Origin of the sequence: Salinilacustrithrix flava (assembly GCF_041228405.1) — a bacterium.
Taxonomy (GTDB): domain Bacteria; phylum Actinomycetota; class Acidimicrobiia; order Acidimicrobiales; family Salinilacustritrichaceae; genus Salinilacustrithrix; species Salinilacustrithrix flava.
The window spans coordinates 4096544-4107660 of the sequence record NZ_CP133888.1; the positions used below are offsets into that span (position 1 = coordinate 4096544).

Sequence of the window (11117 nt, forward strand, 5' to 3'; positions counted from 1 at the left end):
GCGGAGCGAGCACACTCCGATCTAGTCGGCGAACTCCACGTCGACCTCGACGCCGTCCTTGGCGGCCGCGGCGCGCACGACGGCGCGGATGGCCTGGGCGGTGCGGCCCCGGCGTCCGATGACGCGACCGGTGTCGCCGTCGCCGACCGTGACGGTCAGCTCGACGCGCTCGTCGTCACCGTCGACCTCGACCGACACCTCGTCGGGCTGGGAGACGATGGAGCGGCAGATGTACTCGCAGACCGCAGCGGCGGTCGGGGCCAGCTCGGTGTCGACGTCGCTCACGATTCGGCGCCGGCGGCGACTTCGGCTTCGGCCGGTGCGGCGTTCTTGTCGAACTGCTCGGCACCCTCGGGCATGGGCTCGCCCTTGAGCTGGGCCATCGCACCGGACAGCGTCAGCAGCTTGCCGACGGTCTCGGTGGGCTGGGCGCCGTTCTGGAGCCAGTGCACGGCACGCTCGTTGTCGACCTTGATCACCGACGGGTCACGACGGGCGTCGTAGTGCCCGATGATCTCGATGAACCGACCGTCGCGGGGCGAACGGGAGTCGGCGGCGACGATGCGGTAGGTGGGCTGCTTCTTCTTGCCCATCCGCATGAGGCGGAGCTTGACGGCCACGGTGTCTCTTCTCTGGGTCCAGGGGATGCGTTCGGGTCTGCCGGCGCGCCGGGGAGGCGGCAGGCACAGTCGACCAGTGTGCGTGGTCGGTGCCCCGCGAAGCAACCTGCGGGATTCTGGCAGCGACGGCGGAACACGGCGACGGCCGGGCCACTAAACCGATCGGCGTGCTGATGCGTGTTGTTCGTGATGGGAGCTGACGGACCGGAGGAGTTCTGCGACGCCGTGCGCGGCCGTCTGGTCGGCGCGCTCGCGTTGGCGACCGGGCGGCGAGCGGTCGCGGAGGAGCTCGCCCAGGAGGCGCTGGTGCGGGTGTGGCAGCGCTGGGACCGGGTGTCCCAGCTGGATGTACCGGAAGCGTGGGCGGTGCGGGTTGGTCTGAACCTGGCCGGCTCGTGGCACCGCCGCCGCCAGGCGGAGTGGCGAGCGAACCGGCGAGCGGACCGCAACGAGTTCACGGTCGAAGAGGACCGGGCTGCCGCCGTGGCTGTTCGCGAGGCGGTCTCGGCGCTGCCCGACCGGCAGCGGTCGGTGATCGTGGCCCGGTTCTTCCTTGGCTACGACGTCGCCGCAACAGCTGCGCTGCTCGAATGCGCGGAGGGAACCGTGAAGGCAACGACGCACCAGGCCCTGGCGCGGCTGCGAACCGTGGGGCTCGTCGAGGACGAGGAGGTGCCGGTCCGATGAGTCGGCTCGAGGATCTGCTGAACGACGCCGCCGACGGTCCGGTGCGCTTCGACCACCGCGACATCGCTCGCCGGGTGCGGCACCGCCGGACCGGCCGGCTCGCTGCGGTGGCGGCGGTCGTGGTGCTGGGCGTGGTGGGCTTTGTCGCCGGGTTCGGCGACGACAGCCAGGAAGTGGACTCCGTCGGTACGATCGAGGACGGTGCCGTGACGGTCGACGAACTGGTCGCGGACCGGTGGGTGGCCTTCGCGTACAGCGAGGTGATCGTGGCACCCAGTCCGCCGGCGTTCCTCCAGTTCGACGACGACGGCAGGCTCGGCGGGATCGACGGCTGCCGACCGATCAACGGGGACTGGGAGCTCGACGGCACCCGGCTGGTCACGTCACTGGAACCGATGGGCAACGTGGCTTGCGACAACCAGCCCGGTGGCCTGACAGAGCTGCTCGAGAACGACCCGAGGGTCGGCCGGTTCGACGACGGCTCGGAGACGCTGAAGCTGACGGCGGGCGACGACTTCGTGGCCTTCCAGCGATTCGACCGCCTGGGCGAGGCGCCGAGCGCGACCACGCTCGAGGGCCGCTGGTCCGCATCCACCCCGGCGGCCGAAGGTGAACAAGAAGCCCCGGCGGTGACGTTCGACCCGGACGGGACCGGCAGCTTGGAGATCTTCGGCTGCTCCCAGCCCCTGGAGTGGTCAGTCGACGGCGACGCCCTGGCAGTCGATGGCCTCGACCCCGACGGCATGCCATGCAACGGCGGCGTGGTCGGCGGTGGCCTCCTGCTGTCGCTGACGTCCGACCCCCGACTGCGCGTCGACGGGTCCCTGCTGTGGTTGTCCTCTGACCTCGGCATCGACCAGCTCCACTCCGACGGAACCGGTGCCGCCCCGTCGTCCACCACCACCGCACCCGATGGCGGGCAGGACGCCCAGGACGCACTCGAGCGAGCGGCAGGGTCGATCCGGTACGTGGCCGCGTCGCCCGACGGCGTCACCCTGCACGACGGCGGCGGATCGCAACGCATCGCCAGCGAGGACGCCGCAGTCGCCTACGCCATCGGATCCGACATCGTGGTCCACCAGCCCGCATCCACGACGTTCACCGAGTACCCACCGACTCCCGAGGGCACCCCGACTGCATGGCTCTCCGGGGAGGAGCGGGCCCTACCGGTCAGCCCCGACGCCCGCAGCACCCGCCTCCTCGACGCAACAGTTCTCGACGGGGTCCCGGTCGCGCTCGTCGCCGAGTCCTACGGCGGCGTCGGACCCGACGACACCTTCGAGGAGCTCGCCCTCATCGACATCGCGGACGGCACCCGGAGCACCGTGGTCCGCCGACCGGCATGGGAGTCCGCGCACCTCGGCGCAGCGGTGCTGCCCGACGGTGATGTGATCGGGCTCTTCGCCTCGGAGTCGCTCGTGCTGCTCGCCCGCTGGAGCCCCGGCGAAGCCGACCCCGCATGGGTCGTCGAGGTCGCCGTCGACAGCCGACCCACACTCACGACCGTCGACGGGCAGATCCGCGTGGTCGACGCAGGGTTCGACGAAGACTTCGCCCCCATGCTGCGAATCCGGGCCTACGACACCAACGGCCAGGAGCAGTCCGACGAGTCGGTCCCGGTGGCAGACCCTGACCGCGAGCTCGGTGCCGGTCTGTTCTGCACCGGCTGGTACGACGCCACCCACCTCCTCTGCGGGCGCAGCGACGGTCCGCCCATCCTCATCTCGTTGACCTCCGGTACCTACCGGCAGACCGACTCGGCGACAGGCAGCTACCCGACGGTCTCCGAGGCGCCGTGACCTCGGCGGAGGGTGCCGTCCGATCTGTTCCGTAGCCGCTGCCAGAAGTCAGCCGTCGAGGCCGGGGAGGGTGAAGCCCTGCTTGCCGGAGGGGACGGTGGCGGGGCCCTTCGGGGTGACGCGACCGCCGCCCTTCTTGCCCTTCTTCTTCTTGCGCTTGGCCACCCGGTTGCCCATGCCCGGCATGGACTTGATCATCTTCTGCATCTCCATGAACTGCTTCACCAGCTGGGAGACCTGGCCGACGTCGGTGCCCGAGCCCTCGGCGATGCGGGCCCGGCGGGAGCCGTCGATGATGGTGGGATCGTTGCGCTCGGCCCGCGTCATCGAGTGGATCATCCCCTCGATGCGGTTCAGCTCCTTGTCGTCGATGTTGACGTTCTTCACTTCCTTGGGGATGCCCGGCATCATCCCGAGGAGGCTGGAGATCGAGCCCATCTTCTTGATCTGGGCCATCTGGTCGAGGAAGTCGTCGAAGGTGAACTGCCCCTCCATCAGCTTCTGGGCAGCGGCTTCGGCCTCCTTCTCCTCGTAGACCGACTCGGCCTTCTCGATGAGGGTGAGGACGTCGCCCATGCCCAGGATCCGTCCGGCGAGGCGGTCGGGGTGGAACAGGTCGAAGTCGTCGAGCTTCTCGCCGGTGGAGGCGAAGGCGATGGGCTTGCCGACGACCTCCTTCACCGACAGGGCGGCACCGCCGCGGGCGTCGCCGTCGAGCTTGGTCAGGATGACGCCGTCGAGGGCCAGGGTCTCGTTGAAGCTCTCCGCGACCGTGACGGCGTCCTGACCCGTCATGGCGTCGACGACGAGGAAGGTGTAGTCGGGGGCGGTCGCCTCGGAGATCTGGCGGACCTGCTCCATGAGCTCGGCGTCGATGGCGAGGCGACCGGCCGTGTCGACGATGACCACGTCCTTGCCGAGGCGGCGGGCCTCGTCGATGCAGGCCTTGGCCACGTCGACCGGGTCGCCCTGGCCGCCGGCCACGATCTCGTCGTCCGCGGAGTACACCGGGACCCCGACCTGCTCCGCCAGCGTGCGCAGCTGCTGGACGGCGGCCGGGCGCTGGAGGTCGGCGCCGACGAGCAGCGGGTTGCGGCCCTGGGCCTTGAACCAGCGGGCGAGCTTGGCGGAGTTGGTGGTCTTGCCCGAGCCCTGGAGGCCGGCCATGAGCACCACGGTGGGCGGCTTCGACGCGTAGCTGATCTTGATCGTCTCGCCGCCAAGGGACTCGACGAGCTCCTCGTTGACGATCTTGATGACCTGCTGGGCAGGGTTCAGCGCCTGGCTGACCTCGATGCCCACGACGCGCTCGCGGATGCGGGCCACCAGGTTCTTGACGACCTGGAAGTTGACGTCGGCCTCGAGCAGGGCGAGGCGGATCTCCCGGAGGGTCTCGTCGACGTCCTCCTCGCGGAGCTTCCCCTTGCCCTTGATGCGGGCGAAGATGCCGTCGAACCGGTCGCTGAGTGCCTCGAACATGAGGTGTCGATCCTACGGGGTGGTGGGTTCGATCGTGAGGTGGTCGTCCACGGCCCGGACGCCGGTGACGGAGCCGGCCGTGCGGATCAGGGTGAGGCGGGCGTCGTCGTGGGGCACGGTGCCGGTGAGCACGACCCGGTCCCCCTGCACCGTCACGCCGGGTTGGGGCAGGTGCCAGGTCCGCGGTGAGGTGGCCAGCTCGTGGCGGACCGTGGCGCCGATGTCGCCGCCGCGAGCGGCCTTGGCCTCCTCCTGGGCGGCCACGCCGTTGCGCAGCTGCGCCGCCGGCTTGGGGGCCATCGCCACGCCGACGCCGACGCCGGCGCCGAACGCGGCGATGCGGCTGAGCCCGATGAACCCGAGGACGCGCAGGACCAGCTTCACCGCGCCGAGCACGAGCTTGACCGGCAGCGTGAGCAGGCTCCAGAGGAGGAAGATCACGGCGTGAGGAGGGCGTCGACGAAGGCGGCCGGGTCGAAGGGGATGAGGTCGTCGGCGGACTCCCCGAGGCCGACCAGCTTGATCGGCAGGCCGAGGCCGCCCATCTCCTCGTCGAGGGCGATGGCGAGGGCGATGCCGCCCTTGGCCGAGCCGTCGAGCTTGGTGAGCACCACGCCGGTGCACTGCGTGGCCTCGGTGAACTGCTTGGCCTGCTGCAGGCCGTTCTGGCCGGTGGTGGCGTCGAGCACGAGCAGGACCTCGGTGACGTTGCCGGGATCGCGGTCGGCGACCCGGCGCACCTTCGACAGCTCCTCCATGAGGTTCGACTTGGTGTGGAGGCGACCGGCGGTGTCGGCGAGGACGAGGTCGATGTCGCGGGCCCCGGCCTTGGCGATGGCGTCGAAGATGACCGACGACGGGTCGCCGCCCTCGGCGCCCCGGTGGAACTCGGCGCCGGCCCGGTCCGCCCAGGTCTCGAGCTGCTCGGCGGCGGCGGCGCGGAAGGTGTCGCCGGCGGCCATGATCACCGACCGGCCCTCGGACACCTGCTGCTTGCCCACCTTGCCGATGGAGGTGGTCTTGCCGACGCCGTTGACGCCCACGAAGAGCCACACGTTGGGGTTGCCCGGCTCGTAGGTGAGGGTGCGGTCCCCCTCCTCGAGCTCGGCGGTGAGCTGGGCCTTCAGCGCATCGACCAGGGCCTGGGGCTCGGTGATGCCCTCGGCCTTGACCGTCGCCCGCAGCTCCTCGAGCAGCTGGGTGGTGAGCCCGACGCCGACGTCGGCGCGGATGAGGGCCTCCTCCAGCTCCTCCCACGTCTCCTCCGTGATGTCCGAGCGGGACAGCAGCGAGCCGAGGTAGCCCGAGAAGGTGGCGCGGGCCTTGGTGAGCCGGTCGCGGAACGTGGGCCGCACCACCGGCTGGTCCTCGTGGTGGGTCTCGATGCCGCCGGCCTCGACCGGGTCCGTCCCGGCCGGGCCCTCGGCGGTCTCCCGAGTGCCTCCGTCGATGCCGATGTCGCTGGTGCCGGCGTCGCGGACCTCACCGCCCGGTCGGTCGCCATCGAGGATGGGCGTGCCCTCGGTGCCGGGCCCGGGGACCTGGCGGCCAGAGCGGTCCGGGGGCTCGATGCCGGGGGCGCCGGTGTCCCTCCGGTTGACCAGGACGACGGCGACACCTCCGACCAGGACGACGACGGCGGCGATGAGCAGGAGGATCTCCATGGGCGAGCGAGCCTATCGCCGACCCGCCTCTAGCCTCAGAGGGGTGCAGAGCGACTCCCACGCCCATCCCGCCGCCGAGGTCCAGGCCGTGACCCAGGCGGTCAAGCGGGTCATCGTCGGTCAGGACCGCGTGCTCGAGCGCCTGCTCGTGGGGCTGCTCGCCAAGGGCCACCTGCTGCTCGAGGGCGTGCCGGGCCTGGCCAAGACGCTCGCCATGGAGACCCTGGCCACCGTCGTCGGGGGCAGCTTCGCCCGCATCCAGTTCACCCCCGACCTCCTCCCCGCCGACATCACCGGCACGCGCGTGTGGCGCCAGTCGTCCGAGCGCTTCGACGTCGAGCTCGGCCCCGTGTTCGTGAACTTCCTCCTCGCCGACGAGATCAACCGGGCCCCGGCCAAGGTCCAGTCCGCGCTGCTCGAGGTCATGGCCGAGAAGCAGGTGTCGCTCGGCGGTGAGACCCACGAGGTACCCCGCCCGTTCCTGGTGATGGCCACGCAGAACCCGATCGAGTCCGAGGGCGTCTACCCGCTGCCCGAGGCCCAGCGCGACCGCTTCCTCATGAAGATCCTGATCGAGTACCCCTCCCCCGCCGAGGAGTCCGAGATCGTGCTGCGCCACGGCATCGACCCGCCCCAGGCCGAGCGCGCCCTCGACACGGGCGCGCTGCTGCGCCTGCAGGACGCCGCCGACGCCGTCTCCGTGGACCACGGCACGCTCCAGTACGCCGTCGACCTGGTCCAGGCCACGCGCGATCCGGCCCGCTACGGCCTGCCCGACCTCGTCGAGTACCTCTCCTACGGCGCGTCGCCGCGCGCCACCCTCGGCCTCGTGGCCGCGGGCCGGGCGCTGGCCCTGCTGCGGCAGCGCTCCTACGTCGTGCCCCAGGACGTGTTCGACGTCGCACCCGACGTCCTGCGCCACCGCCTCGTCCTGTCGTACGAGTCCCTCGCCCAGGGCGTGGGCGTCGAGCACGTGCTCGCCCGCCTGCTGTCCACCGTCCCCGCCCCGCACGTGGCCGGCAGCCCGCCCGCCAGCCCGCCGGAGGGCGACGCCAGCGAGTGGGCGGCCGGGTGAGCGCCACGGTCCACACCGAGGCGGCCGAGGTCCTGCGCCGCCTCGAGCTCGACGTGAACCGGCGCCTCGACGGCCTGCTCCACGGCGACTACCGCGGCCTGGTCCCGGGCCACGGCTCCGAGACGGGCGAGACGCGCCCCTACGTCCCCGGCGACGACGTGCGTCGCATCGACTGGAACGTGTCGGCCCGGTCGATGGACACCCACGTGCGCGAGTCCATCGCCGACCGCGAGCTGGAGACGTGGGTCCTGGTCGACCGCTCCCCCAGCCTCGACTTCGGCACCGCCCGCACCACCAAGGCCGGCCTGGCCGTCGAGGCGGTCGGCGCCATCGGCTTCCTGACGGCGCGCACCGGCAACCGGTTAGGCGCGGTCGTCGTCGACCCGGACGGCACCACCGTGATCCCGGCCAAGCCCGGGCGCGAGCACCTCCTCGCCGTGCTGCACGGCCTCCTCACCGGCGCACGGCCGGGCACGCGCCTCGGCGGCTCGGAGCGCCACGCCGGCGGCACGACCGACCTCGGCGCTGCGCTCGGGCACCTGATCGTCCCGCCACGACGTCGAGGCCTCATCGTCGTCGTGTCCGACTTCCTGTCCACCGATGGCTGGGCTCGCGCCCTGCGCGGCCTCACCGCCCGCCACGACGTCGTCGCCATCGAGATCGTGGACCCCCGCGAGCTGGAGCTGCCGTCGGTCGGGGTGCTGACCCTGGTCGACCCGGAGACGGGCCGCACCCGCGAGGTCCCCACCAATCGACGCGTGCGTGACCGCTACGCGGCCGCCGCCACCGAGCAGCGCCGGCACATCGCAGACGAGCTGCGAAGCGCCGGTGTCGGGCACCTCCAGCTGCGCACCGACCGCGACTGGGTCATCGACGTCGCCCGGTTCGTGCAGGCCCGACGGGCCATGGCGGCCGTCAGATGAGCTTGCCCGACGCCTTCCTCGCCCCCACCCGGCTGTGGGGCCTGCTCGCCGTGCTCGCGCTCGTGGCCGCGTACGTCGCCATGACGTTCCTGCGACGGCGCTACACCGTCCGGTTCACCAACCTGCCGCTGCTCGAGACGGTGGCCCCCGGACGCCCGGGGTGGCGCCGCCACGTGGCCGCCGCCGCCTTCCTCCTGGCGATCACGTCCATGGTCCTGGCCTGGGCCCGCCCCGCCGACGAGGTCCAGGTGCCCAAGGAGCGGGCCACGGTCGTGCTGGCCATCGACACGTCGCTGTCGATGGAGGCCACCGACGTGGCGCCGTCGCGCATCGAGGCCGCCCAGCAGGCGGCCCTGTCCTTCATCGAGGAGCTGCCACCCCAGATCAACGTGGGCCTGGTCAGCTTCGACGGCGTCGCCCGGGTCCGGGTCACGCCCACCACGGACCGCCAGCCGGTGCGGGCCGCCATCCAGACCCTGGAGCTCGGTCCGGCCACCGCCATCGGCGAGGCGATCTTCGCCGGCCTCGATGCCATCGCCACCGCACCGACGTTCACCGACCCGGGCGAAGAGGGCGAGGAGGCCGAGCCGGTTCCGGCCCGGATGGTGGTCATGACCGACGGCAAGACCACGGTCGGCCGTCCCGACGTCGACGGTGCCGAGGCCGCGGTCGAGGCCGAGGTCCCGGTGTCCACCATCGCCTTCGGCACCGACCGGGGCACCATCGTCATCGACGGCGAGATCCAGCCGGTGCCGGTCGACCGCGAACCGCTGCGCCTCATCGCCGAGCGCACCGGCGGGCAGTTCTTCTCCGCCGAGTCCCTGGGCGAGCTCCAGAGCGTGTACGAGGACATCGGCTCCTCCGTCGGCTTCGACACCGAGGAGCAGGAGATCACCGAGCGCTTCGCCGGCTACGCCGTCGTGCTCGTCCTGATCAGCGCCGCCCTGTCGCTGCTGTTCTTCCAGCGCCTCCCGTGAGCCCGAGAAATCGTTCTGGGCCGCGGAGCACGCCTCCGGCGTCGCTCCTCGCGGCCCAGAAGCTCGGCGGGGCGCTCGTGCTGGTCGGTCTGCTCAGCGGGTGCGGCGACGACAGCGGTGACGGGGACGTGGCGGCGTTCTGCGAGGCGGTGGAGGACCTGCGCGACGACGACCCGTTCGAGGAGCTGCAGGTCGCCAGCCCGGGCGAGATGCGCGACGCCTTCGCCGACCTGGCCGTCGGCGTCGACCGCATCGCCGACGCCGCGCCCGACGAGGTCCGGAACCAGGCTCAGCGCTACGCCGACGCCGTGGAGGACCTGCGCGACGAGCTGGCCGGCGCCGGCTACGACCTGACCCGGGTCGACCAGCTCGACTACGGACAGGCCGTGGCGTCCTACACCGAAGCCGCCGTGTCCGTCGACAACGCCGCCGACGCCCTCTGCGGCTGAGGCAACCGACTCAGGCGGCGCGTCGATCTCGCTGCGTGGCGCGGGGACGTCGAAGGTGCGCGCGTCCGGTCAGACCGGGAGGTCGACCGTCAGCTGCGGCGACCGGCGTAGGTCCGGAGCCACATGCCTGCGACGATGGCGACGAGTGCCACGGCAGCGATGCGCAGCGCATCGGCACCGGTGTGGGGCAGCGGGCCGTCGACCGCCCCCCGACTGGTCACGCGCAGGGTCGGCTCACCGTCGTCCGCCGTCTCGCCGGGCCGCACGACGACGTCGTCGAGGACAGCGGTCGACCGCACCAGCACGAACTGCATCGAGAAGGCCCGGTTGGCCGAACGGTTGTCGGCACGTCGGCTCAGTCCGACGGTCAGCTCGTAGCTGCGACGCTCACCGGGCCCGAGCACCCCGTCGTCGACGGTGACCGGCTGCGAAAGCTGGTCGAGCGTGCCGGTCCAGTGGTCCTCGATGGTCACATCGACCAAGGGGCCCAGATCGCCGGCGCTGGGAGCAGCGAGCACGAAGTGAGCAGCCGAGGCCGAGTCGTTGCAGACGTCGAGATCGACCGTGCGAGGTGCCCCGGGCAGGAGCCCGCTGAGGTCGATGCCCTCGGCGACACCCGGGCAGAGTGCATCAGTGGCACCTTCCTGCGCTCCGACTGCAGGTGCCACGTAGGCACCGGCCAGGAGGGCGCCGGCGAGGGCGGCGAGGGCGAGCCGCATGTGGCGGCGGGCGCCGATCGCCATCATCCGGCAGGAGCTGGTCGGTGCCGGCTCCGCCGGGACCTCGACGCCTCGCCGCTGGTCGCACCGTCGGCGGCGTCGGGGGGGAAGAACAGCTGCCACAGCAACGCCAGGGCGACGACCGCTGCGGCGATCGAGCCGATGCCCATCGGCAGGCTCAGGAACACGAGCGCGTATCCCCAGCCGGGGTGCACGCTCTCGACCACACCCCGTATCGACCCTGGCTCGACGGTCCACGGATCCGGGCCGTCGTTGGCGTCGCCCTGCGTGCGGTACTCACCGGTCGGCGTCACCTCGATCACCCGGTGGGTCAGCAACACGCCCCTCTCCTTCTCGTAGGTCACGACGTCACCGACGACGGCGGACTCGGCGGGCCGGACCACGACCAGGGAGCCGATCGGTGCGGCGTCACCCATCGACCCGGATTCCACGGCGAACAGGTCGACGTCGGAGACGACCTTGTGCCGGAGGCCGAGCACGCCGACGAGAGCGAGGGTGAGGAAGGCGAGGAGGGCGATCTTGCGCATGAGAAGAGAGTCGATGTGGTGGGCGGAGGGATCTCCGCCAACCACATCAGCTAGGACCTGGACCTACTGGTCGTCGTTGGCGGCGGCCTGGTCAGCCTGAACCGTCGGCGTCTGACCGTCCTGGGTCGCGATCAACTCGATCGTCCCGGACGCCGAACGGCTTGCCCACACGTTGCC

12 protein-coding genes and 1 pseudogene are annotated in these 11117 nt (G+C 71.6%); 6 read left to right on the plus strand and 7 right to left on the minus strand.

The features are described from left to right. Window positions 1-21: 21 nt before the first annotated feature. On the minus strand, window positions 22-285 hold the full coding sequence (locus RGQ06_RS19960) for a KH domain-containing protein (protein ID WP_432428137.1): 264 nt from the start codon (window positions 283-285) through the stop codon (window positions 22-24). After that, the gene (gene rpsP / locus RGQ06_RS19965; protein ID WP_432428138.1) at window positions 282-620 is read right to left on the minus strand and encodes a 30S ribosomal protein S16; all 339 of its coding nucleotides are present in this window, start codon (window positions 618-620) and stop codon (window positions 282-284) included. Before rpsP ends, RGQ06_RS19960 begins: the two co-directional genes overlap by 4 nt. Before the next feature lie 189 nt (window positions 621-809). On the opposite strand from rpsP, the gene RGQ06_RS19970 reads away from it, so the two are divergent. Next, window positions 810-1307 carry a sigma-70 family RNA polymerase sigma factor gene (locus tag RGQ06_RS19970; RefSeq protein ID WP_432428244.1) on the plus strand — a complete coding sequence of 166 codons (498 nt, stop codon included), beginning with the start codon at window positions 810-812 and terminating at the stop codon, window positions 1305-1307. Continuing rightward, on the plus strand, window positions 1304-3106 hold the full coding sequence (locus tag RGQ06_RS19975) for an META domain-containing protein (protein WP_432428139.1): 1803 nt from the start codon (window positions 1304-1306) through the stop codon (window positions 3104-3106). The genes RGQ06_RS19970 and RGQ06_RS19975 overlap by 4 nt, the downstream gene beginning before the upstream one ends. A gap of 48 nt (window positions 3107-3154) precedes the next feature. Here the strand turns inward: RGQ06_RS19975 and ffh are convergent, their stop codons facing one another. Genes ffh through ftsY form a run of 3 tightly spaced genes read right to left on the minus strand, consistent with a single transcriptional unit; the run spans window position 3155 to window position 6249 of the window. After that, a complete protein-coding gene (gene ffh / locus RGQ06_RS19980) occupies window positions 3155-4585 on the minus strand; it encodes a signal recognition particle protein (protein ID WP_432428140.1) in 1431 nt (476 codons plus the stop codon). Between the two features lie 12 nt (window positions 4586-4597). Next, on the minus strand, window positions 4598-5026 hold the full coding sequence (locus RGQ06_RS19985; RefSeq protein ID WP_432428141.1) for a BON domain-containing protein: 429 nt from the start codon (window positions 5024-5026) through the stop codon (window positions 4598-4600). Further along, window positions 5023-6249: a signal recognition particle-docking protein FtsY gene (ftsY, locus tag RGQ06_RS19990; protein ID WP_432428142.1), complete on the minus strand. Its 1227-nt coding sequence runs from the start codon at window positions 6247-6249 to the stop codon at window positions 5023-5025. The genes RGQ06_RS19985 and ftsY overlap by 4 nt, the downstream gene beginning before the upstream one ends. On the opposite strand from ftsY, the pseudogene RGQ06_RS19995 reads away from it, so the two are divergent. The 4 genes and pseudogenes from RGQ06_RS19995 to RGQ06_RS20010 all read left to right on the plus strand — a co-directional run. After that, window positions 6230-7328: pseudogene (locus RGQ06_RS19995) on the plus strand (AAA family ATPase); the annotation flags it as partial. The gene ftsY and the pseudogene RGQ06_RS19995 overlap by 20 nt on opposite strands. Further along, window positions 7321-8247 carry a DUF58 domain-containing protein gene (locus RGQ06_RS20000; RefSeq protein ID WP_432428143.1) on the plus strand — a complete coding sequence of 309 codons (927 nt, stop codon included), beginning with the start codon at window positions 7321-7323 and terminating at the stop codon, window positions 8245-8247. The pseudogene RGQ06_RS19995 and the gene RGQ06_RS20000, both read left to right, overlap by 8 nt. After that, complete coding sequence (locus RGQ06_RS20005; protein ID WP_432428144.1) at window positions 8244-9224, plus strand: VWA domain-containing protein; 981 nt, start codon at window positions 8244-8246, stop codon at window positions 9222-9224. The genes RGQ06_RS20000 and RGQ06_RS20005 overlap by 4 nt, the downstream gene beginning before the upstream one ends. 77 nt (window positions 9225-9301) lie before the next feature. Continuing rightward, entirely contained in the window at window positions 9302-9673 is a 372-nt protein-coding gene (locus tag RGQ06_RS20010) for a hypothetical protein (protein ID WP_432428145.1), read from the plus strand. Window positions 9674-9762: 89 nt separating this feature from the next. Here RGQ06_RS20010 and RGQ06_RS20015 read toward each other — a convergent pair whose 3' ends face one another. Then, the gene (locus RGQ06_RS20015; protein WP_432428146.1) at window positions 9763-10419 is read right to left on the minus strand and encodes a hypothetical protein; all 657 of its coding nucleotides are present in this window, start codon (window positions 10417-10419) and stop codon (window positions 9763-9765) included. Then, window positions 10416-10940 carry a signal peptidase I gene (locus RGQ06_RS20020; RefSeq protein WP_432428147.1) on the minus strand — a complete coding sequence of 175 codons (525 nt, stop codon included), beginning with the start codon at window positions 10938-10940 and terminating at the stop codon, window positions 10416-10418. The genes RGQ06_RS20015 and RGQ06_RS20020 overlap by 4 nt, the downstream gene beginning before the upstream one ends. Between the last annotated feature and the right edge of the window lie 177 nt (window positions 10941-11117).